At 66.4% G+C, this 22388-nt stretch carries 23 protein-coding genes and 1 other RNA gene; 14 read left to right on the top strand and 10 right to left on the bottom strand.

Annotated features, from left to right (window positions below; genetic code table 11):
* Positions 1-42: 42 nt before the first annotated feature.
* Both LCM32_RS01225 and rnpB read right to left on the bottom strand, forming a co-directional pair.
* On the bottom strand, positions 43-804 hold the full coding sequence (locus LCM32_RS01225) for a PRC-barrel domain-containing protein (protein WP_224819239.1): 762 nt from the start codon (positions 802-804) through the stop codon (positions 43-45).
* A gap of 238 nt (positions 805-1042) precedes the next feature.
* An RNA gene (rnpB, locus tag LCM32_RS01220) (RNase P RNA component class A) lies at positions 1043-1461 on the bottom strand.
* Positions 1462-1627: 166 nt separating this feature from the next.
* On the opposite strand from rnpB, the gene LCM32_RS01215 reads away from it, so the two are divergent.
* From LCM32_RS01215 to LCM32_RS01170, 10 genes are all read left to right on the top strand, one after another.
* Positions 1628-2083, top strand: a complete 456-nt coding sequence (locus tag LCM32_RS01215) for a universal stress protein (RefSeq protein ID WP_224819238.1) — start codon at positions 1628-1630, stop codon at positions 2081-2083.
* 107 nt (positions 2084-2190) lie between these two features.
* The gene (locus LCM32_RS01210; RefSeq protein WP_222491827.1) at positions 2191-2754 is read left to right on the top strand and encodes a NifU family protein; all 564 of its coding nucleotides are present in this window, start codon (positions 2191-2193) and stop codon (positions 2752-2754) included.
* A 9-nt stretch (positions 2755-2763) separates the two neighbouring features.
* On the top strand, positions 2764-3342 hold the full coding sequence (gene tsaB / locus LCM32_RS01205; RefSeq protein ID WP_224819237.1) for a tRNA (adenosine(37)-N6)-threonylcarbamoyltransferase complex dimerization subunit type 1 TsaB: 579 nt from the start codon (positions 2764-2766) through the stop codon (positions 3340-3342).
* Positions 3343-3379: 37 nt separating this feature from the next.
* The gene (locus tag LCM32_RS01200) at positions 3380-3796 is read left to right on the top strand and encodes a GNAT family N-acetyltransferase (RefSeq protein ID WP_224819236.1); all 417 of its coding nucleotides are present in this window, start codon (positions 3380-3382) and stop codon (positions 3794-3796) included.
* Positions 3797-3954: 158 nt separating this feature from the next.
* Positions 3955-4944 carry a BMP family lipoprotein gene (locus LCM32_RS01195; RefSeq protein ID WP_224819235.1) on the top strand — a complete coding sequence of 330 codons (990 nt, stop codon included), beginning with the start codon at positions 3955-3957 and terminating at the stop codon, positions 4942-4944.
* A 4-nt stretch (positions 4945-4948) separates the two neighbouring features.
* Positions 4949-6586, top strand: a complete 1638-nt coding sequence (locus tag LCM32_RS01190; protein ID WP_224819234.1) for an ABC transporter ATP-binding protein — start codon at positions 4949-4951, stop codon at positions 6584-6586.
* 40 nt (positions 6587-6626) lie between these two features.
* Positions 6627-7724, top strand: a complete 1098-nt coding sequence (locus tag LCM32_RS01185) for an ABC transporter permease (RefSeq protein ID WP_224819233.1) — start codon at positions 6627-6629, stop codon at positions 7722-7724.
* 3 nt (positions 7725-7727) lie between these two features.
* Positions 7728-8693 (top strand): ABC transporter permease, encoded by a 966-nt coding sequence (locus LCM32_RS01180; protein ID WP_224819232.1) that lies wholly within the window; start codon positions 7728-7730, stop codon positions 8691-8693.
* 89 nt (positions 8694-8782) lie between these two features.
* Positions 8783-9691 (top strand): sulfite exporter TauE/SafE family protein, encoded by a 909-nt coding sequence (locus LCM32_RS01175; RefSeq protein WP_224819231.1) that lies wholly within the window; start codon positions 8783-8785, stop codon positions 9689-9691.
* A 1-nt stretch (position 9692) separates the two neighbouring features.
* Complete coding sequence (locus LCM32_RS01170) at positions 9693-10457, top strand: TIGR02186 family protein (protein ID WP_224819230.1); 765 nt, start codon at positions 9693-9695, stop codon at positions 10455-10457.
* A gap of 21 nt (positions 10458-10478) precedes the next feature.
* Here the strand turns inward: LCM32_RS01170 and LCM32_RS01165 are convergent, their stop codons facing one another.
* The 7 genes from LCM32_RS01165 to LCM32_RS01135 all read right to left on the bottom strand — a co-directional run bounded on the left by LCM32_RS01165 (position 10479) and on the right by LCM32_RS01135 (position 15984).
* Positions 10479-11339 carry a lysophospholipid acyltransferase family protein gene (locus LCM32_RS01165; RefSeq protein WP_224819229.1) on the bottom strand — a complete coding sequence of 287 codons (861 nt, stop codon included), beginning with the start codon at positions 11337-11339 and terminating at the stop codon, positions 10479-10481.
* Between the two features lie 85 nt (positions 11340-11424).
* Positions 11425-11703: an HPr family phosphocarrier protein gene (locus LCM32_RS01160; protein ID WP_224819228.1), complete on the bottom strand. Its 279-nt coding sequence runs from the start codon at positions 11701-11703 to the stop codon at positions 11425-11427.
* 5 nt (positions 11704-11708) lie between these two features.
* Positions 11709-12101 carry a PTS sugar transporter subunit IIA gene (locus LCM32_RS01155; protein ID WP_224819227.1) on the bottom strand — a complete coding sequence of 131 codons (393 nt, stop codon included), beginning with the start codon at positions 12099-12101 and terminating at the stop codon, positions 11709-11711.
* A 31-nt stretch (positions 12102-12132) separates the two neighbouring features.
* On the bottom strand, positions 12133-13086 hold the full coding sequence (rapZ, locus tag LCM32_RS01150) for an RNase adapter RapZ (protein ID WP_224819226.1): 954 nt from the start codon (positions 13084-13086) through the stop codon (positions 12133-12135).
* Between the two features lie 30 nt (positions 13087-13116).
* Positions 13117-13563, bottom strand: a complete 447-nt coding sequence (locus LCM32_RS01145) for an HPr kinase/phosphorylase (RefSeq protein ID WP_224819225.1) — start codon at positions 13561-13563, stop codon at positions 13117-13119.
* Positions 13564-13570: 7 nt separating this feature from the next.
* Positions 13571-15283 (bottom strand): sensor histidine kinase, encoded by a 1713-nt coding sequence (locus LCM32_RS01140; protein WP_224819224.1) that lies wholly within the window; start codon positions 15281-15283, stop codon positions 13571-13573.
* Positions 15283-15984, bottom strand: coding sequence for a response regulator transcription factor (locus tag LCM32_RS01135; protein WP_224819223.1), 702 nt, complete (start codon positions 15982-15984; stop codon positions 15283-15285). Before LCM32_RS01135 ends, LCM32_RS01140 begins: the two co-directional genes overlap by 1 nt.
* A gap of 363 nt (positions 15985-16347) precedes the next feature.
* Between LCM32_RS01135 and LCM32_RS01130 the strand changes: the two genes are divergently transcribed.
* Both LCM32_RS01130 and LCM32_RS01125 read left to right on the top strand, forming a co-directional pair.
* Positions 16348-17946 (top strand): phosphoenolpyruvate carboxykinase, encoded by a 1599-nt coding sequence (locus LCM32_RS01130; protein WP_224819222.1) that lies wholly within the window; start codon positions 16348-16350, stop codon positions 17944-17946.
* Positions 17946-18500 (top strand): DUF3859 domain-containing protein, encoded by a 555-nt coding sequence (locus LCM32_RS01125; protein ID WP_224819221.1) that lies wholly within the window; start codon positions 17946-17948, stop codon positions 18498-18500. Before LCM32_RS01130 ends, LCM32_RS01125 begins: the two co-directional genes overlap by 1 nt.
* A gap of 22 nt (positions 18501-18522) precedes the next feature.
* Here LCM32_RS01125 and LCM32_RS01120 read toward each other — a convergent pair whose 3' ends face one another.
* The gene (locus LCM32_RS01120) at positions 18523-19293 is read right to left on the bottom strand and encodes a sulfite exporter TauE/SafE family protein (RefSeq protein ID WP_224819220.1); all 771 of its coding nucleotides are present in this window, start codon (positions 19291-19293) and stop codon (positions 18523-18525) included.
* Between the two features lie 146 nt (positions 19294-19439).
* On the opposite strand from LCM32_RS01120, the gene LCM32_RS01115 reads away from it, so the two are divergent.
* Together LCM32_RS01115 and LCM32_RS01110 are read left to right on the top strand one after the other, a co-directional pair.
* Entirely contained in the window at positions 19440-21128 is a 1689-nt protein-coding gene (locus LCM32_RS01115) for an acyl-CoA dehydrogenase family protein (RefSeq protein WP_224819219.1), read from the top strand.
* A 381-nt stretch (positions 21129-21509) separates the two neighbouring features.
* Positions 21510-22340 (top strand): 3-keto-5-aminohexanoate cleavage protein, encoded by an 831-nt coding sequence (locus LCM32_RS01110; protein WP_224819218.1) that lies wholly within the window; start codon positions 21510-21512, stop codon positions 22338-22340.
* Positions 22341-22388 lie beyond the last annotated feature (48 nt).

Below are 22388 nucleotides of genomic sequence, written 5' to 3'. Positions count from 1 at the left end.
CCTGCATGGGACCTGTCATGCGGCCCCGGAGATCGGGCCGGATTATTCCACCGGGGCCGTGGTACCAGCCGAACCGGAGTTCATCATGGCATCGTTGTCGGCCTGAGCGGCCTGTTCATCGGCAGTGACGAACTCGGGCGCGGCTTCCAGATCGGCCTGGGTGGCCGAGGTCACGAGGCGCGGGTTGCCCGCATCATCTGCCACCACGTCGAGGGCGGCCATCTCGATGGCGACCGATTTCTCGCCGAGGCCGAGGAAGCCGCCGACACCGATCACGACGCCTTCAACGTTGCCGTCCATGGAGATGATGAAGTCGGAGATGTCACCGACGTTCTCGTCCATGTCGTTGTAGACGGTGGCGCCCAGCAGGTCCTGCGCAAGGATCGTGTCGCCGTCCTGCATGGTGATCTGGCCATCGACCGGCTTGGCGGGCTCTTCGGCGGCGGCCATATCCGTGTCGGCGGACATGTCGGTGCCCACATCGGCGCCCATGCCGGTGGCGCTGTCGGCCGGCATCGTGCTGTCGGCGGCCATGTCGGTGGAACCGTCTGCCGGGATCATGTCGTCCGACGCCATGTCGGTGGACGGATCGGCGGGCATCGTTTCTTCTGCGGCCACTTCGTCGGCGGCACCGGTCTCCGGCGCGGTCACATCAGCCGAGGCAGAGGCATCGGCTTCGGGCATGATCTGGGCGTCGGCGGGGGCTTCTTCGGATGCCGTCTGGGCATATGCGGCAGAGATCGGTGCGGCAGCAATCAGGGCGATCAGGGCAGCGCGGCTGGTGGTCTGGAACATGGTTTTCATAACTTCGTCCTCCTCAGGAAGGCCCGCCGTTCGAGGGATGTGGCAGGCCGCGTTGTCATCGGCAGCACAACCCGCCGCCTCACCGAGGGTTCCCGGAAAAAATCATTGAACATTGGCATGTTAGCGCCGCCAAGCCCGGAAATCATCGGCGGAAAAATGATCACGCCGCCGCCCGCGGCCTCTCGCTGGCGTGAAATTCCGGAACGCCTGCAACGGGTTCCCTCGGGGCTGTGATTTTTTGCGCGGAGGGCCTGTAAGCCGGATTCTGTCCGGGGAAAAAATCCCCTGGATGACCATTCATCTGAACGCGGGATCGCCCCCGCGCCTATAGCTGCCAACCCGGACCCTCGAACCAAGGCGATCCTGCGGCGGTATCGCTTGCGCGACCGGCCCGCGACGGGGTCCCTATTTGGCATTGCTCCCGGTGGGGCTTGCCGTGCCGGTCCGGTTGCCCGTCCCGCGGTGGGCTCTTACCCCACCGTTTCACCCTTACCCTGCCCCTTCTCGCGAAGGCGGACCCGATGGTCCGGCCAGGGCGGTCTGTTTTCTGTGGCGCTTTCCCTGGGGTTGCCCCCGCCGGGCGTTACCCGGCACCGTTGCCTTGTGGAGTCCGGACTTTCCTCGACAGCAGGCTGCCGCGGCCATCCGGCCCTCCGCGCGAGGGCGGGGTATAGCGGAAGGAGGCGTTCGTGCAAGCCCTGTTGGCGCGGCCCTGGGGCCAGCCGCCCCACCCGGGCGCGGCTTGCCGTCCCCCCGTGGCGCTAGCCCATTGCCTGCCCCCCGCCCGGCTGTCATGATCCGCGCCGAAGAGGGGTCTATCACCATGCGCAAGTTTCTCGTCGTCCTCGATGACAGCCGTGAATGCCTGAACGCCATGCGCTTTGCCGCCATGCGGGCCGCCAACACCGGCGGCGGCGTGGCGATTCTCTCGGTCATCGCGCCGGAGGAATTCAACCACTGGCTCGGCGTGGGCGACATCATGCGCGAGGAGGCCCGCGAGCGGATCGTGGCGCATTTCGAGGTCTTCGCGAAATGGATGCGTGACCGGCAGGGCATCGACCCGGAACTGGTGATCCGCGAAGGCGAGGCCGTGCCCGAGATCCTCGCCCAGATCAAGGAAGACCCCGAGATCGGCGTTCTGGTCCTTGGGGCGGGGACGGAAAAGGCCGGGCCCGGGCCGCTCGTCACCCAGATGTCGCGCAACTCAGGCAGCCTGCCGGTGCCTGTCACCATCGTGCCCGGCGACATGTCCAAGGAACGGCTCGAAGCCATCACCTGACCCGGGCACTGGCAGACACTCAGGCCGCCAATTTAGAATCGTTCCAAACCTTGACCCGGCGCAGGACGAGGCGCATATAGGGTTCCACAGCAAAACAGGGGCCACAGATGTTCATTCAGACCGAATCCACCCCGAATCCCGCCACGCTGAAGTTCCTGCCCGGTCAGACCGTGCTGGACACCGGCACAGCCGATTTCCCCACCGCCGAGGGCGCTTCCGCGTCGCCGCTCGCGACCCGCATCTTCTCCGTGCCCGGCGTTGCCGGTGTCTTCTTCGGCAATGACTTCGTCACCGTGACGAAGACCGAAGCAACGGAATGGGACCATATCAAGCCGGCGATCCTCGGCGCGATCATGGAACACTACCAGTCCGGCCAGCCCGTGATGGCAGGCGAGGGCGTCGCCCCGGCCGGCCATGCCGAGCATGACGGCCCCGACGGCGAAGTGGTGGGCCAGATCAAGGAACTGCTCGACACCCGCGTGCGGCCCGCCGTGGCGCAGGACGGTGGCGACATCACCTTCCACGGCTTCGACCGCGGCGTTGTCTACCTGCACATGCAGGGCGCCTGCGCAGGCTGCCCCTCGTCCACGCTGACGCTGAAGATGGGGATCGAGAACCTGCTGCGGCACTACATCCCGGAAGTGACCGAAGTCCGCCCCGTGGCGGTCTGACCCGGTCTCATGTCCGATCTTCTGACCCTCGGGTTCGACACATCGGCCGCGCATTGCGCGGCCGCTTTGCTGCGGGGTGACACCCTGCTGGTGGCCCGCGCCGAAGAGATGACCCGCGGCCAGGCCGAACGGCTCTTCCCCCTGCTGGAGGAGGTGCTGGCCGAGGGCGGCGTCACCTGGGCCGAGCTTGACCGCATCGGCGTGGGCGTGGGCCCGGGCAATTTCACCGGCATCCGCATCTCTGTCTCTGCCGCGCGCGGGCTGGCGCTCTCGCTCGCCATCCCCGCCGTCGGGGTCAGCACCTTCGAGGCCATCGCACTGCTGGCCCCCTGGCGCAGCGCCGCCGTTCCCGCGCCGCGCGATCATCTCTATGTCTTCGCCCCCGGCGGCACGCCCGAGTTGCTGCCCGCGGCAGAGGCCGGCGATCCCGCCCTGCCCCCCGCAGGCCCGGCGCTGGCCGAGGCCATCGCCCGCGTCGCCGCACAGGCCGCGACAGAAGGGCTGGCCGCCCCCGCGCCGCTCTACCTCAAGCCAGCCGATGCCGCCCCGCCGCGCGACCCGGCACCGCGTATCCTCGATGATGCCTGAACAGGGGCCTGAACTGGGGCCAGAACTGGGTTCTGACATGACCCCCGAGGACCTCGCCCGCATCCACGGGGCGAGCTTCGTCATGCCTGCGCCATGGCCGGCCCGGGATTTCGCGGATTTCCTCGCCTCGCCGCTCTGCTTTGTCGAGACAGACGGCGCGGCGGGGTTCATCCTTGGCCGCGTCATCGCGGATGAGGCCGAACTGCTGACCATCGCCGTCGCCCCCACCGCGCGCCGCCAAGGCAGCGGGGCCCGCCTGCTGGCCGCCTTCGAGGCGACGGCGCGGACACGGGGGGCGGCGACGGCCTTCCTCGAGGTGGCGGTGACGAACGAAGCGGCGCGCGGCCTCTATACCGGCGCGGGCTGGCAGCTTACCGGACGGCGCCGGGGCTACTACCACACGCCGCAAGGCGATCCCGTGGATGCTGAAATCCTGAGCAAGCAATTGACGTAACCCCCGGTTCCGTTAGGCAATCCAACGCCGGGGCGGGCCAGTTTGCTATTGACCCCCAAAGGGCCGTCAGTCCTAAATCGTGTCTGATCAACCAAGATCCGAAGGCGCGACCGGGCCGGACAAGTGCACCGGGCGCCTCTACCAACCGGGAGACGACAATGACCCTGATGACGAAATTCCTCGGCGCGGCCGCGGGCCTCGCCCTGACCGCCGGTGCCGTCGCCGCCGAACCTGCGCTGATCTACGATCTGGGCGGCAAGTTCGACAAGAGCTTCAACGAAGCCGCCTTCAACGGCGCGACCCGCTGGGCCGAAGAATCCGGTGAGAGCTTCCGCGAGATCGAGATGACCTCGGAAGCGATGCGCGAACAGGCGCTGCGTCGTTTCGCCGAATCGGGCGCCAACCCGATCATCATGACCGGCTTCGCCTTCGGCGACGTGCTGGGTGAAGTCGCCCCCGACTACCCCGACACCAAGTTCGCCATCGTCGACATGGTCGTCGACCAGCCCAACGTCCGCTCGGTCGTCTTCAACGAGCACGAAGGCTCCTACCTCGTCGGCATGATGGCCGCGATGGCGTCCAAGTCTGGCACCGTGGGCTTCGTCGGCGGCATGGACATCCCGCTGATCCGCAAGTTCGCCTGCGGCTATGCGCAGGGCGTCAAGGCGGCCAACCCCGATGCGACCGTGATCCAGAACATGATCGGCACCACCCCCGCCGCATGGGGTGACCCGGTGAAGGGCTCGGAGCTGACCAAGGCGCAGATCAGCCAGGGCGCGGACGTGGTCTATGCCGCCGCCGGCGGTTCGGGCGTGGGCGTGCTGCAGACCGCTGCGGACGAAGGCATCTACTCCATCGGCGTGGACAGCAACCAGAACTACATGCACCCCGGCTCGGTCCTGACCTCGATGATGAAGCGCGTCGACAACGCGGTTTATGACGCGATGAAGGCCGGTACCGACCTCGAGGTCGGCATCAACGTGATGGGCCTGTCGAACGGCGGCGTGGGCTATGCCCTCGACGAGTTCAACGCAGAGCTGATCACCGACGAGATGAAGGCCGCCGTGGACGACGCCGCCACCAAGATCGCCTCGGGCGAGATCGCGGTGCACGACTACATGACCGACAGCACCTGCCCGGTCCAGTAATCCCGTGACCGGCGCAACGACGACACAGGAGCGGCAGGCAACTGCCGCTCCAGCCATTGAACTGAGAGGGATTTCCAAGGCCTTCGGACCCGTCCAGGCCAACAAGGACATCTCGATCTCGGTCAAGAAGGGCACGATCCACGGGATCATCGGCGAAAACGGCGCCGGTAAATCCACGCTCATGTCGATCCTCTACGGGTTCTACAAGGCCGACCGCGGCGAGATCCTGATCGACGGCAAGCCCACGTCCATCCCCGACAGCCAGGCCGCCATCGCGGCGGGCATCGGCATGGTGTTCCAGCACTTCAAGCTGGTCGAGAATTTCACCGTCCTCGAGAATGTCATCCTCGGCGCCGAGGATGGCCCGCTCCTGCGCCCCTCGCTGGCCAAAGCGCGGCGCTCGCTGACGGACCTGTCGCGCGAGTACGAGCTGAACGTCGATCCCGACGCGGTGATCGAGCAGCTTTCCGTCGGGCACCAGCAGCGTGTCGAGATCCTCAAGGCGCTCTACCGGCAGGCCGAGATCCTGATCCTGGACGAGCCCACCGGCGTGCTCACGCCGGCCGAGGCCGACCACCTGTTCCGCATCCTCGACAACCTCCGCAAGGAGGGCAAGACGGTCATCCTGATCACCCACAAGCTGCGCGAGATCATGGAGATCACCGACACGGTGAGCGTCATGCGCCGCGGCGAGATGACGGCGACCGTGAAGACCGCCGAGACCAGCCCCGAGGAGTTGGCCGAGCTGATGGTGGGCCGCAAGGTCCTGCTGCGCGTGGACAAGAAACCCGCGACACCCGGCGGGACGATCCTGTCGGTCAAGAACCTGCAGGTCACCGACGAACAGGGGGTGGAGCGTCTGCGCGGCATCTCCCTCGACATCCGCGCGGGCGAGATCCTCGGCATCGCGGGGGTGGCGGGCAACGGCCAGTCCGAGCTGATGCAGGTTCTGGGCGGCCAGATCCTGAACGCCAAGGGCGAGATCACCCTGAACGGCCAGCCGCTGGCCCTGTCCGGCCCCAGCGCCGACGGCATGGCCCGGCGCGCGGCGGGCATCGCCCATGTGCCGGAAGACCGGCAGCGCGAAGGCTTGATCATGGACTTTGCCGCGTGGGAGAACGTGGCCTTCGGCTATCACCGCGATCCCGCCTACCAGAAGGGCCCGCTGATGGATAACGCGGGCCTCCTGCGCGAGACCGAGGGCAAGATGGAACGCTTCGACGTGCGCCCGCCCAACCCGCGCCTCGCGGCCAAGAACTTCTCGGGCGGGAACCAGCAGAAGATCGTCGTCGCCCGCGAGATCGAGCGCAATCCCGACCTGCTGCTGGTGGGCCAGCCCACCCGCGGCGTGGACATCGGCGCGATCGAGTTCATCCACCAGGAAATCGTGCGCCTGCGCGACCAGGGCAAGGCGATCCTCCTCGTCTCGGTCGAGCTGGACGAGATCATGTCGCTCTCGGACCGGGTCGCGGTCATGTTCGACGGCCGGATCATGGGCTTCCGCGATCCGGCACAGACCGACGAACGGGAACTGGGCCTGCTGATGGCAGGCATCGAGGGCGAACCCGACCAGCCCGCCTGGAAGGCGATCGAGGAAAACATGGAAGCCGTGGAACAGGGGGAGACGCCGCCCAATGGCTGAGACGCCCCCCTGCCCCTCCACCGGAACGGAGACCTGATCCATGGACAAGATGCCGGCATGGGCGGATATCGTCCTGATCCCGCTCATCTCGCTGCTGCTGGCGGCGCTGATCTCGGCGCTGGTGATCCTCGCCATCGGCGAAGACCCCCTCGCGGCGCTCAAGCTGATGGTCGACGGGGCGCTCGGCTCCACCTACGGCTGGGGCTACACGCTCTATTACGCGACCAACTTCATCTTCACCGGGCTGGCCGTCTCGGTCGCCTACCATGCGCAGCTGTTCAACATCGGCGGTGAAGGTCAGGCGACGCTGGGGGGCCTTGGCGTGGCGCTGATGTGTCTTTTCATCCCGTGGCCGCACTGGACGCTGGCGGTACTTGGCGCAGGTCTTGCCGCGGCGGCCTTCGGCGCCCTCTGGGCCGCGATCCCGGCCTACCTGCAGGCCAAGCGCGGCAGCCACATCGTGATCACCACGATCATGTTCAACTTCATCGCGGGCGCGCTGCTGAACTACCTGCTGGTGAACATCCTCAAGCCCATGGGCTCGATGGACCCGGCCACCGCGCGCTTCCCCGAGGCGACCAACCTGCCGACCCTGCACGAGATCCTCGCGCCCATCGGCATCAACTTCTCTAAGGCGGCCCCGGCCAACGTGGCCTTCCTGATCGGCCTCGTGGCCTGTGTCGCGGTCTGGCTGCTGATCTGGCGCACCAAGCTGGGCTACGAGATCCGCGCCTATGGCAAGAGCGAGAGCGCGGCAGTCTATGCCGGGATCTCGCCGGTCAAGATCATCATGATCGCCATGCTGATCTCGGGCGGTCTGGCGGGCATGATGGCGGTCAACAACGTCATGGGCGAGGCAGAGCGCCTCGTGCTGAACTCGACCGAGGGCGCGGGCTTCATCGGCATCGCCGTGGCGCTGATGGGGCGCAACCATCCCTTCGGCGTGCTGCTGGCCGCGATCCTCTTCGGCTTCCTCTACCAGGGCGGCGCCGAACTGGCACTCTGGACCAAGATCCCGCGCGAGCTGATCGTGGTGATCCAGGCGCTGGTGATCCTCTTCACCGGGGCGCTCGACAACATGGTGCGCCTGCCGCTGGAACGGCTGTTCCTCGCGCTGCGCCGCCGGCAGGAGGGCTGAGCCATGGATTACATGACGCTGCTACAGGTCCTCGATTCGACCGTCCGCCTGGCCACGCCGCTGCTGCTGGCCTGCCTCGCCGGGCTCTACTCCGAGCGCGCGGGCGTGGTGGACATCGGGCTTGAGGGCAAGATGCTCATCGCCGCGCTCTTCTCGGGCGCCATCGCCTATGTCACCGGCTCGGTCTGGCTGGGCGTGCTGGCGGCGGTGGTCTCCTCGACGCTGCTGTCGCTGGTGCACGGGCTGGCCTCGATCACCTTCCGCGGCAACCAGCTGATCTCGGGCGTGGCGATCACCATGTTCGCACAGGGCATCACGGTGCTGATCGCGCAGGACTGGTTCCAGCAGGGTGGCCGCACGCCCTCGCTCTTCGGCGGGGCCCGCTTCACGCCGATCACCCTGCCCTTCGCCGAAACGCTGCAGCCGGTGCCGATCCTCGGCCCGCTCTATTACGAGCTGATCTCGGGCCACTCGGCGCTGGTCTACATCGGCTTCCTCTGCGTGCCCGCCACGTGGTGGCTGCTCTACCGCACCCGCTTCGGTCTACGCCTGCGCGCGGTGGGTGAAAACCCCGCCGCCGTGGACACGGCCGGTGTCTCGGTCGTGCGGCTGCGCTATGCGGCCATCGTCATCTGCGGCGTGCTCTGCGGGCTGGCGGGCGCCTACCTCGCCACCGGGCTGCAGGCGGGCTTCACCAAGGACATGACGGCCGGCCGGGGCTACATCGCCCTTGCCGCGCTGATCTTTGCCAAGTGGCGGCCGTGGTACGCGCTCTACGCCACGCTGCTCTTCGGGCTGCTGCAGGCGGTGGCGCTGCGTTACCAGAACATCAACATCGGCGGCGTCGTGATCCCGGTGCAGGTGATGGACGTGCTGCCCTATATCCTGACCGTGGTGATCCTCGCCGGCTTCGTCGGCAAGGCGATCCCGCCCCGGGCTGGCGGGCAGCCCTACGTCAAGGAACGCTGACCGGACGCGCCCCATGGGGCGCGTTCTTCTATGGGGCCCATAAATCATCGCCCGTTGCGACGACGCGGCAATACCGGCTAGGAAAGATCATGACGATCTACCTTCCCATCGCTGAGGTCTCGGTGAACGCCTATCTCCTTCTGGGGATCGGCGGGCTGGTCGGCGTGTTGTCGGGGATGTTCGGCGTGGGCGGCGGCTTCCTGATCACGCCGCTGCTCTTCTTCGTGGGCATTCCCCCGGCGGTCGCGGTGGCGACCTCGGCCAACCAGATCGTCGCCTCCTCGGTCTCAGCGCTCTTCGCCCATCTCAGGCGCAAGTCCGTGGACTTCCAGATGGGCAGCGTCCTGCTGATCGGCGGCCTTGTCGGATCGGCGCTCGGCATCTTCATCTTCAACATGCTCAAGGCCATCGGGCAGGTCGATCTGCTGGTGCAGCTCTGCTACGTGATCTTCCTCGGGATCATCGGCGCCCTGATGTTCGTCGAGAGCCTGAACGCCATCCGCCGGGCCAAGCGTGCAGGCCCTGCGACGCCGCGCACAAGGCACCGCAACTGGGCGCACAAGATGCCCTTCAAGATGCGGTTCCGGGTCTCCGGCCTCTACATCTCGGTCATTCCGCCCTTCCTCGTGGGCGCGGCGGTGGGGATGCTGGGCGCGATCATGGGTGTCGGCGGCGGCTTCATCATGGTGCCCGCCATGATCTACCTGCTGCACATGCCCACCAAGGTCGTCGTGGGCACCTCGCTCTTCCAGATCATCTTCGTGGCTGCCTTCACCACGATGCTGCACGCGATCACGAACCAGACGGTGGACATGGCGCTGGCCGTGCTGCTGCTGCTTGGCGGTGTCATCGGGGCGCAGGCCGGCACATGGATCGGCGCCCGCATGAAGGCCGAGCAACTGCGCATCCTGCTGGCGGCCCTCGTGCTGCTGGTCTGCGGCAAGATTGCCCTCGACCTGCTGCTCACCCCCTCCGAACTCTATACGATCGGGGATTGAGATGCGGATCGCGGCCCTCCTCCTGCTTCTCCTGATCAGCGCCCTGCCCCTGCGCGCGCAAGACGAGGAAGTCGTCCTTGGCCTGTCCCAGAACCGGGTGGCGATCACCGCCAGTTTCGACGGGTCAGAGATCCTTGTCTTCGGCGCGGTGAAACGGCAGACGCCGATCCCGGAAACGCCGATGGAGGTGATCATCACCGTTGCCGGCCCGGATGGCCCGGTCACCCTGCACCGCAAGGCCCGCAAGGCCGGTATCTGGGTGAACGCCGACACGGTGCGCATCGACCGCGCGCCCAGTTTCTATGCCGTGGCCACCACGGGGCCGCTGGGCAAAATCCTCTCCCAGACGGAGGACCTGCGCCACGAGGTGTCGATCCCCCGCGCGGTCCGCTCCGTCGGCGTGAGCGAGTTCGTCGCCGATCCCGGCAATTTCACCGAGGCGCTGATCCGCATCCGCGAGGACGAGGGCGTCTACCAGCAGCTTGAAGGGGCGGTCACCTTCGACCAGCAGACCCTGTTCCGCACCAAGATCACCCTGCCGTCGAACCTGACCGAAGGCTCCTATCCCACCCGGATCTTCCTGACCCGCGACGGCCGCGTCGTCTCTCACTTCGAGACGGTCATCGACGTGCGCAAGGTGGGGCTGGAGCGGTGGCTCTTCGCGCTGTCCAAGAACCAGCCGGTTGTCTACGGCATCCTGTCGCTGGTCATCGCGGTGGTGGCGGGCTGGCTGGCCTCTGCCGTCTTCCGCTGGTTCCGCAGCTGAGGACGGCTGGCGCGGGCCTCCTTAGGCCCCGAGGTCGAGCGTGTGCTGCCGCAGCCAGGCCATGAAGCCGCGCGGATCGCTCTGCAGCCGTTCCATCTGAGCATCGGTCAGCGGCGCGCCCACGACCGGCGCCTGCGGCTTGTTCAGCGCATGGACGATCTCGTGCAGCAGCAGGCCCTGCCGCAGGATCGGCGACAGCCGGGTGGCGATCTGGTACCAGCGCGAATTGGACCCGGGGAAGAAGACCGGCACCACCCGCGCGCCCGAGCGGCGGATCATCTGCGCGGTGAAGACGTTCCACTCTGCCTCGATGGCCGGGCCGAACATCGTCTCGGAAGACGCCACCACGCCCGAGGGGAAGAGGCTGATCAGCCCGCCCTCCTTCAGGTGCGCCATGGCATTGGCCCGCATCTCGACCGACTTGCGCTGCACGTCCACGTCATGGGGGAAGGGCACCGGGATCATGTAGGACGAGGCCACCTCGTCGATCCCCGTCAGGACCGAGCGGGTGAGGATCTTGTAATCCAGACGGCGGCGACCCACGAGATCGGCAAGGATCATGCCGTCGACCATGCCGTGCGGATGGTTCGCCACCAGCACCACGGGCCCGGTTTCGGGGATCAGGTCGATCTGCGCCTGCGGGGTGGTCAGCGGGATGCCCATGACATCCAGACAGGCCCGCCAGAAGGCCTGCCCCTGCGGCGCGCCCTGCTTCTCGAACTTGCGGATCAGCCGCAGGATCGTCAGCTTGCCGGTCATCCACTCCATCGCGCGGATCAGGTTGCGCGGCAGCGGATCCTCGAAGGTGTTGGAATAGGTCAGGCTGCGGCGGTCATACTTCGTCTGACCGCTCGTCTCGGCAGAGGTTTCGGGCCTCACCATGTTGCCCGCACCGCGCCGGTTGCCATGATACGAATCTACCACTTGGCCGCTACCTGCTCTTCCCCGTCAGCCCCAAGGGGCGCCGTTACATCTCCTCGCCGAACCGGTCGGCCACGAGCGCCTCAAGCGCATCGGCAAGGGCCTCGGCATCGGATCCGGAGGTTTCGACCTCAATAGTGGTTCCCTTCGAGGCTGCCAACATCAAAAGCCCCATGATGCTGTCGCCCGAGGCCGACATGCCGTCGCGCGAGATCTCGGCGCGCGCGTCGAAGCCTTCGGCCACTTCCACCAGCTTCGCCGAAGCGCGGGCGTGCAGTCCCTTCTCGTTGATGATCTTCAGCTTACGGGTGATGGTCGTGCTCATATGCCTCAGGTTCCGCTGACGTTCTGACTGTCGATATATTTTCTACCGGCCTCGGTGGCAGCCCGAACAGCATCGGACAGCGCAAGATGGCGGGATTTCGCCAGCTTGATCAGCATCGGCAGGTTGGCCCCGTAAAGGATCCGGCGGTTTTCGGGCTGGCAGGCGCGCAGCGACAGGTTCGAGGGCGAGCCGCCGAACATGTCCGTCACCATGACGACGCCCCCGCCCTGATCGACGGCATCGGCGGCGGCGCAGATTTCCGCCTGCTTGGTGCCACGGTCATGGTTGGGTTCGATGGCAATCGCCTTGACGCCCGGCAGGTGGCCGACAACGTGCTCCATGGCGGCCAGGTATTCCGTGGCCAGCCCTCCATGTGCGACGATGACTATTCCGATCAAAGCCGGGTTTCCTTCCGCTCGCCTGAGCATCTCACGTCGTGGCGGCGGTCTGACGCCGTTCGAGTTCTCGGTGTCTAATTGACACCTGCCAGCCCTTTTCCGCAAGGGTCTTCGCCAGCGTTTCCGCCAAGGTAACCGAGCGGTGTTGCCCGCCGGTACACCCGAATCCGATGGTGAAGTAGCTCTTGCCTTCCGCCACGTAGGCCGGCAGCAGCATCTCGGTCAGATCCAGCAGCTTGTCGAAGAACGGGGCGAAGCGCGGATCGGCCTTCACGTAGTCCTGCACCGCCGCATCCCGCCCGTCGAGCGGCCTGAGCGCGCGGTCCCAGTGCGGGTTGCGCAGGAAGCGGGTGTCCAGCAGCATGTCGCCACCCCGGGGCAGCCCGCGCTTGTAGCTGAAGCTCTCGACCGAGATCGCAAGCGTCTGCTCTCCGTCGCTGGCAAACCAGCGGCCGATCTCGTCCCGGAGATCGTGGACCGTCAGCTCCGAGGTGTCGATCAGCACGTCGGCCCGGGCCCGGATGCGGCCCAGCAGGTCCAGCTCCATCTCGATCGCCGCCTCTGCCGTCTCCTCGGAGGAGAGCGGGTGGCGCCGCCGCGTCTCGGAGTAGCGCCGCAGCAGCACGTCGGCGCGGGCGTCGAGATAGAGCACCTCCATCGGCACGACGGTATCGCGGCCCAGTTCGTCGATGATCTCGACCATCTTCTGCGGCGAGAAATCCCGGTTGCGCACGTCGATGCCCAGCACCAGCGACCGGGGCAGCGGCCCCGTCAGAAGGCGCGGCAGAAGCGACAGCGGCAGGTTGTCGATGGTCTCGTAGTCGAGGTCCTCCAGCGCCCGCAGCGCGGTGGACCGCCCGGCCCCGGAGGGCCCGGTCACGAGAACGAGGCGCGGCCCTGCGGAGCGGCCCTGAACGGCGTCGCCCGCGGGGGTGAGACCTGTGCGGGCTGCGGTCGGATCGTCTGCAGGGGGGTGATCACTCATCGTCGTCCGGGCTCCGCGCCAGCCTCGCCATCAGGCGTGGCGGCCGGCCTTGAGATATTGCAGAATCGCGGCCGGGAAATGCCGCGCGGGACTATTGTGAAGCAAAGGGTACTCGGACCCCAGCACTTTTACCCGGCGCTGCGGCGGCAGCCGTTCGCCTTCGGGACGGTCCAGATCGACCACCAGCGCCAGCCGCGCAGGGCCGCAGGCCTCAGCGTTCAGGATACCGACCTGCCGGGCCTCGATCCGGCCGCGGATCGTCTCGGGCACGTCGAGCCAGACCTGCCCGTCCCGCGCCGTGAGGCAGGTCCGGTCGTCGGCAACGAGGCCCGCCCCCATTGCCATCAACTCCAGCGCGAGGCCGGATTTGCCCCGCCCCGCCGCCCCCAGAACGAGAACAGCGCGGCCCGCGAGGGCCACGCTGCTGGCATGGAGGATGAGCGGCGCATCGCCCGCCTGCGCGATCTCGCGCATCATCACGGGATCAGACCGGCAGACCGACGACGAACCGCGCGCCGAGAGGCTCCGAGGTGATGTCCGCATCCGTCGGGCGGATGTTCTCGGCCCAGATCACGCCGCCATGGGCTTCGACGATCTGCTTGGAGATCGCGAGGCCGAGGCCGGAGTTGTTGCCGAAATCGGTCTCGGGCCGGTGCGAGTAGAACCGCTTGAAGATCTTCGTCAGGGACTGGTCCGGGATGCCCGGGCCGGTATCCTCGACCACCACCAGCACCCGGTTTTCGCGGCGCCGGGCCCAGACCCGGATCGCGTCGCCTTCTTCGCAGAAGGAGGTGGCGTTCGTGATCAGGTTGACGAAGACCTGCGCCAGACGGGCCTCGAGGCCGTTGATGACGATCTTGTCGTCCGGCAGGTCCGAGATGAAGTCGATTCCCTTCTCGGCGGCCTGATCGCCAAGGTACTGGTTCAAGTTGCCCAGCATCTTGAGCAGGTCGAAGGGTTCTTCCTCTTCCTTCACCAGCTCGCTGTCGAGGCGGGAGGCGTTGGAAATGTCGCTGACCAGCCGGTCGAGACGCCGCACGTCGTGGTCGATCACGTCGAGGAGCTTCTCACGCTGTTCGTCCTTCTTGACGAAGCGGAGCGAGCCCACGGCAGAGCGCAGCGAGGCCAGCGGGTTTTTGATCTCATGCGCCACGTCGGCGGCGAACTGTTCGTTCGCGTCGATCCGGTCATAAAGCGCCGAGACCATACCGCGCAGGGCCCCCGACAGGCGCCCGATCTCGTCCGGGCGGGCCGTCAGGTCGGGAATGCGCACCCGGCTCGGGGCCTTCTTGCGGGTGTCGCGGTCGCGGCCCACTTCCGCCGCGGCGGCAAGGTCCGAGAGCGGGTTGGCGATGGTCGAGGCCAGCACGATGGAGAGCCCGATCGAGACCAGCGTCGCGATCACGAACATCTGCAGCACGCGTTCGCGTTCGGACCGGACAAGCGCGTCGATCTCCCCACCGGTGGAGGCCAGGGCGACGGAGCCGACGGACTGGCTGTCCTGCCGGATCGGCGAGGCGGCGGCAAAGAGCGTGGTGGAGCCATCCCCGGTGCGCGCCTCGCGTTCCACCACCGTGCCCTGCGTCAGGGCCGCGTTGGAGAGCGCGCGCAGTTGGTCGGTCAGCGCGGGCGGCGTGATCTCGCGGCGGCCGGAAGAGAAGACCGAGGTCATGCCGTTCCAGAGGAAAGACAGGAAATCGGTGATCACCGTGCGGCCCTGCGTGGCGGTCGCGGGCAGCATGTTGCCGGCGGTCTTGCCGATCAGCGCGCCCTCGGCGTCGAAGACATAGAGCTCCAGCCCCGGGCGCAGGTCGAGCCCGGCCAGGGTGCGGGTGATGTCGGCCCCGTCGCTGAGCTTCGGCGCGCCGGTGGCGATCGGCAGCTGCGCCTCGAAGATGTTCGAGAGCAATTCCGCCTCGCTCACCAGCGAAGAGACCCGCTGCTGCACGAGGGAATCGCGCGAGGCGTTGAGATAGAGGATACCCGCAACCAGAACGTTGAGCGCGATCAGGTTGAAGATGATGATCTTCCGCGTGAGCGGGGACGCCCGCAGCGAAAAGGCACTGCGCCGCTCACGACGGCTGCGCAGGGACTCTTCGGCGGATGCGTTGGGGGCAACGTAATCGTCGCCCAGCACGACATCGCCGCTGCGTTCGGACGCAACATCGCGCAAGCTGAACCTCTCGACGAGTGCCATTACTCTTCGTTGTATCTGTATCCGATGCCGTACAGCGTCTCAATCGCCGAGAAATCGGGATCCGCCGTCCGCATCTTCTTCCGCAGGCGCTTGATGTGGCTGTCGATCGTGCGGTCATCCACGTAGACCTGATCGTCGTAGGCCACATCCATCAGCTGGTCGCGGCTTTTGACGAAGCCGGGACGCTGGGCCAATGCCTGAAGCAGCAGGAACTCGGTCACCGTCAGCGACACGTCCTTGCCCTTCCAGGCGACGGAGTGGCGCAGCGGGTCCATCCGCAGCTCCCCGCGGACCATGACCTTGGTGTCCTCGGTTTCGGCCACGACCTCGCCCGAGACGGCATCCTGACGGCGCAGCAGCGCGCGGATGCGTTCCACCAGCAGACGCTGGGAGAAGGGCTTCTTAACGTAGTCGTCCGCGCCCATGCGCAGGCCGAGAACCTCATCGATTTCATCGTCCTTGGACGTCAGGAAGATCACCGGCATGGTGGTTTTCTGCCGCAGACGCTGCAGCAGGTCCATTCCATCCATGCGGGGCATCTTGATGTCCAGGACAGCCATGTCCGGGAGTTTCTTGTTGAACGCGTCCAGGGCGGCCTGGCCATCGTTGTAAGTCTCTACCTCGAACCCTTCCGCCTCAAGGGTCATGGCGACGGATGTCAGGATGTTCCTGTCATCGTCGACCAGAGCGATCTTCGACATGAAAGATTTCCTCGTGCTGCTCTAATTGCCTGATTTTTTCTTTCAATATGCGCCCTTTCGCGACGCCCGATCAATCCCAAAACACGAATCGGCCCTGCGAGCGTGGCGAAAATGTGGCAAAAAGGTCTTACACAAGGTTGAACGGGCCCTGCTGCGCCTTCCCCTGCGGCAGGGTGTAGCAGGGCGTCGGCGGGTGATTGCGCTAAACCGAACTTGGTTGCGCTAACTGCGCAAAACCGTCCTGTTCCTTTTTATAAACGACATGTTATGAGGCCCCTCATCGGCGCCGTCGACGCTGATCGGCGGGCGCGCTCCGCTGGAACGGACACTGCCGCCCGCGCTGCGGCTACAGGAGCATTGATAATGGCATTTGGACGGGTAAACCCGGCATTCCGGCTTGAAGATCAGGGGATCAACGGCCTGGGCGATGTCTATTACAACCTGGTCGAGCCCGCGCTGATCGAGGCCGCCATCAAGAACGGCGAAGGCACGTTGGGTAACGGCGGGACCTTCCTCGTCACCACCGGCAAGTACACCGGCCGGTCCCCCAAGGACAAACACGTGGTCAAGACCGACTCGGTCAAGGACACGATCTGGTGGGACAACAACGCCGAAATGTCGCCCGAGGGCTTCGATGCGCTCTACGCCGACATGATCGAGCACATGAAGGGCAAGGACTACTACGTGCAGGACCTCGTCGGCGGTGCCGACCCGGCCTATGCGATCAACGTCCGCGTCGTGTCGGAACTGGCCTGGCACAACCTCTTCATCCGGCACCTGCTGCGCCGCCCGGCGCGCGATGAGCTGGACGGCTACATGGCCGACTTCACGATCATCAACTGCCCCAGCTTCAAGGCCACCCCCGAGAAGCACGGCTGCCGTTCGGACACCGTGATCGCGCTCAACTTCGACAAGAAGCTGATCCTGATCGGCGGCACCGAATACGCTGGCGAGAACAAGAAGTCGGTCTTCACCCTGCTGAACTACCTGCTGCCCGAGAAAGGCGTGATGCCGATGCACTGCTCGGCCAACCACGCCGTCGGCAACCCGGTCGACACCGCGATCTTCTTCGGCCTGTCGGGCACCGGCAAGACGACCCTCTCGGCAGACCCCTCGCGCACGCTGATCGGCGATGACGAGCACGGCTGGTCGGACCGCGGCACCTTCAACTTCGAAGGCGGCTGCTACGCCAAGACCATCAACCTCAGCGCCGAGGCAGAGCCCGAGATCTACGCCACGACCTCGAAGTTCGGCACCGTGATCGAGAACATGGTCTACGATCCCGAGACCTTCGAGCTGGACTTCGAAGACAGCTCGCTGACCGAGAACATGCGCTGCGCCTACCCGCTCGAGTACATCTCGAACGCGTCGGACACCGCGCTTGGCGGCCACCCGAAGAACATCATCCTGCTGACCTGTGACGCCTATGGCGTCCTGCCGCCGATCTCGCGGCTGACCCCGGCGCAGGCGATGTACCACTTCCTGTCGGGCTTCACCTCCAAGACCCCGGGCACCGAGCGCGGCGTCGTGGAACCGCTCCCGACCTTCTCGACCTGCTTCGGCGCGCCCTTCATGCCGCGTCGCCCGGAAGCCTATGGCAACCTGCTGCGCGAGAAGATCGCCAAGCACGGCGCAACCTGCTGGCTGGTGAACACCGGCTGGACCGGCGGCGGCTTCGGCACCGGCTCGCGGATGCCGATCAAGGCCACCCGCGCCCTGCTGACCGCGGCGCTCGACGGCTCGCTGAACGATGCGGAATTCCGCAAGGACGCGAACTTCGGCTTCGACGTGCCCGTGGCCGTGACCGGCGTGAAGACCCAGCTGCTGGACCCGCGCCAGACCTGGGCCGACCCGGAAGCCTACGACGCACAGGCCGCGAAGCTGGTGAAGATGTTCGCCGACAACTTCGAGCAGTACGTGCCCTACATCGACGACGACGTGAAAGCGGCAGCCATCGGCTGATGCTGCCCCGGATCGTCCAACCAGTACTGATCCTGCCAGCCCTTCTGGGCTGGCTCGCCGGCCCCGCACAGAGCGAGGCCGGCGATTTCGTCTCTGCCCCTCTCGAGCTGATCGAATCGGGCCTCTTCTGCCCCCATGACAGCCATGGCCGTGCCGAGGCCCCGGATACGGAGCTGGGCTATATCAACCTCGTGCCGGCCGGCACGCGGGTCGATTTCGCCACCCATGTCGCGCCGGGAGAGCTGGGCATGGGCTTCGGCATCCGTTTCCAGCTGGCCGAGGGCGCAGCGCCCCGGCGGGCCCGGATCGTGATCACCCATCCCCCCATCGGGCCCGCGCAGGTCACCCGCGAAAGCTGGGTGGTGACGCTCGACACCACGCCCTCCCTGTCGCAGTTCGTCTTCTCCGAGGATTACGAGATCCAGACCGGGCTCTGGGTGATGGAGATCGTCACGGAGGACGAGACCCTGCTCCGGCAGAGCTTCACCGTCGTGCCGGCCGGCGACACTCTGATCTCGGTCAAGATGTGCGAAGGGCCGTCGCTGCTGTCCTGAGCGCCCCTGCCCCGCGCGGACCTCAGCCCATCAGCGCCCGGCGCACCAGATTCGCGCCCGCCACCAGCAGCACCACCAGCGTCGCCTTGCGGAAGGCCGCCGCGTCGATCCGGTCCTGGACCTGGAAGCCCATCCACATGCCCACCAGCGCAAGCGGCAACAGCGCGACCGAGAAGGGCAGCGTCTTGAGGTTCAGCACGCCCGAGCCCACGTGGGACACCGCCAGCAGCAGCGCCCCCAGCCCGTAGATCACGCCCTGGATGCGGATCTGGTCCTTCTTGGGGGTTTCCATCGCCGTCAGATAGGCCACCGTCGGCGGCCCCCAGACGCCGGACATGCCGCCGATGAAGCCTGCCAGCCCGCCCACCAGCGCCTCCACCCGGTGCGAGGGATATCCCGACAGCCGCAGCGCCTTGCCCATCAGCTGGGTGAGCGCAAAGACCACGATCGGCGCACCGATGATCAGCAGCAGCACGTTGGCCGGGATCAGCCGCACCAGCTGCGCCGAGACGATCAGCGCGCAGCCCCCCACCAGCAGGAAGAGCCGGAACCGCTTCACGGACTCCCAGGCCGCCCCCGGCCCCTGCCGCAGCGCCTGCCAGCCGTTGGTGACCAGCGTCGGCAGGATCAGCCCCGCAAGGGCCAGTTCTGGCCCCACGACCGACGACAGGCCCGAGATCATGATCATCGGCATGGCAAAGCCCACCATGCCCTTGATCACCCCCGCCAGCAGCGCGATGGCAAGACAGAGGGCCAGCGCCCCCGGCGACATGAGTTCGGTCAGCATATCCATGCCTGCCTCATATCACTGCCCGGAGCAGGAGACACCGCAAATCCGACACGCAAGAAAGCGATCAAATGTTGCGCACCAAAGAAATTATATTGCGCTGCGGTTGCAAAATGATCTATGTGCAGATCGACCAAGGAAAGGTATGATTCATGGCACATGATGGACAGGAGGTCCCGATGGCTGGACCGGTACTTCTTCCCGATCTTCTTTCGCTCACCGCGGCCTCCGTGGCCCCGGCAGAAGCGCTTCTCGACGCCGCCCGCGCCCGCCTCTCGGCGGAGCTCAGCGTGGATGGCCGGATTTCCTCGCGCGCCGTGGAGGCCGCGCAGGGCGCGACCCACGGTCTGGCGTGGCTCGCCACCTATGTCGAGGCGCTGCGCCAGATGCAGGCCTGGGCCCTGCGCCTTCAGGAGGCCGGCAAGCTGGGCGAGATCGAACAGCTGATCCTGCAGATCGCCTTCGGTGAATACCTCAACCAGCTCGCTGGCGGCATCCCCATGAGCCAGGGCGAGATCATGCGCCTGCCCGACCTCGGGCTGAGCGGCGAGGAGATCTCCGGTCTCTTCACCGCCGAGACGCGGATGCTGATGCACGTGGCCAACACCCAGGCCGCGCGGCTGCGCCTCGTGGAGCTGATGATCGAGCAATCCGCCAATATCACCGTCGGCGCCTCCGGCCTCGACGAGGAACTGGAGATGATCCGCGAGCAGTTCCGCCGCTACGCCCTCGACCGGGTGGAGCCGAACGCCCACGAATGGCACCTGAAGGATGAGCTGATCCCGATGGAGATCATCGAGGAACTGGCCGAGATGGGCGTCTTCGGCCTGACCATACCCGAGGAATTCGGCGGCTTCGGCCTGACCAAGGCCTCGATGGTCGTGGTCTCCGAAGAGCTCTCGCGCGGCTATATCGGTGTCGGCTCGCTCGGCACCCGGTCCGAGATCGCGGCCGAGCTGATCCTCGCCGGCGGCACCGAGGAGCAGAAGGCCAGCTGGCTGCCCCGCATCGCCAGCGGGGAAATCTTGCCCACCGCCGTCTTCACCGAGCCCAACACCGGCTCCGACCTCGGCTCGCTGCGCACCCGCGCGGTGAAGGGCGAGGATGGCGATTACACGGTGACCGGCAACAAGACATGGATCACCCACGCGGCGCGCACCCATGTGATGACCCTGCTGGCCCGGACCGACCCGGAGACGTCGGACTACAAGGGCCTGTCGATGTTCCTGGCCGAGAAGACGCCCGGCACCGATGACGATCCCTTCCCCACCCCCGGCATGACCGGCGGCGAGATCGAGGTGCTCGGCTACCGTGGCATGAAGGAATACGAACTCGGCTTCGACGGCTTCAAGGTGAAGGGTGAGAACCTGCTCGGCGGCGAAGAGGGCAAGGGCTTCAAGCAGCTCATGCAGACCTTCGAGAGCGCCCGCATCCAGACCGCCGCCCGCGCCATCGGCGTGGCCCAGGCGGCGCTGGACACCGGGCTGCAATATGCCCAGGACCGCAAGCAGTTCGGCGCGCCGCTGGTCAGCTTCCCCCGCGTGGCCTCCAAGCTCGCCATGATGGCGGTGGAAATCATGGTGGCCCGCCAGCTCACCTATTTCTCCGCCTGGGAAAAGGACCACGACCGCCGCTGCGACCTCGAGGCCGGGATGGCCAAGCTGCTCGGCGCCCGCGTGGCCTGGGCGGCGGCGGACAACGCGCTGCAAATCCACGGCGGCAACGGCTTCGCGCTGGAGTACAAGATCAGCCGCATCCTCTGCGACGCGCGGATCCTGAACATCTTCGAGGGCGCAGCCGAGATCCAGGCACAGGTCATCGCCCGCCGCCTGCTGGCCTGACCCCGGACCGGAGAGCGGCGCCGCCCCGCTTTCCGTTTCCCAAATATCCTCGGGGGGAATTGGCCCGCACCAGCGGGCCAAGGGGGGCAGACAGCCCCCTCCCCCAACTCCGCACCACGACCGGCGCCAATCCACCCCCGCCGCCCCGTGACCGCGAGTTTTCGAAAATTCCGACCCGTTTTCTTGCAAGAAAACGGAGACCGCCGAGGCCGGGTGACCAGCCCCGAGATCGCCCAAACTCCCTCCCCCCGCGACCAAGAATTTTCGAAAATTCTTGGGAAAATTCTTCGAAGAATTTTCCAGCTCCGCCGAGGGCGGCCCGATGCTTGGCAAACGCCCCGACAGCCCCGATAAAGGACAGGTCAGCTTCGAGGAGGCCCCATGACCAAACCCTGCATCATCTGCTGTGCCATCACCGGCTCGCTGCCGCAGAAATCCGACAACCCCGCCGTGCCGATCACCGTCCCCGAACAGGTGGAAAGCATGCAGGAGGCCTGGGAGGCAGGCGCCGCGATCTGCCACGCCCACGTGCGTAACGACGACGGCACCACCTCCTCCGACCCCGAGAAGTTCGCCGCCCTCAAGGAAGGGCTGGAAAAGCACTGCCCCGGGCTGATCATCCAGTTCTCCACCGGCGGGCGCTCCGGCGCGGGCCAGACGCGGGGCGGGATGCTGCCGCTGAAACCCGACATGGCCTCGCTCTCGGTCGGCTCGAACAACTTCCCGACCCGGGTCTACGAGAACCCGCCGGATCTCGTGGACTGGCTCGCCTCCGAGATGAAGACCTACGGCATCCGCCCCGAGGTGGAGGCCTTCGACCTCTCGCACATCCATCAGGCAGCGAAGATGTTCAAGGACGGCCGCCTGCCCGACAGCCCCTATGTCCAGTTCGTCATGGGGGTGAAGAACGCCATGCCCGTCGACCGCGATGTCTTTGACTACTACATCGCCACGATGAAGCGCCTGCTGCCCGACAGCGAATGGTGCGCGGCCGGCATCGGCAAGGACCAGATCACCCTGAACGACTGGGCCGTCTCCTCGGGCGGCCATGCCCGCGCGGGGCTGGAGGACAACATCCGCCTCGACCGCGATACGCTGGCCCCCTCCAATGCGGCGCTGATCAAGCGGATCACCGACCTGTGCGAGAAGTACGAGCGCCCCGTAGCCACCACGACGCAGGCGCGCGAGATGCTGGGCCTGCGCCCGGCCTGACAGGGGGCATATCCGGCGTCAGCGCCGGATCGTCCGCCGGATCGACCC

Source organism: Pseudooceanicola nanhaiensis, assembly GCF_020171315.1.
Lineage (GTDB): Bacteria > Pseudomonadota > Alphaproteobacteria > Rhodobacterales > Rhodobacteraceae > Pseudooceanicola > Pseudooceanicola nanhaiensis_A.
This window is presented reverse-complemented; position numbering and strand designations above follow the sequence as displayed.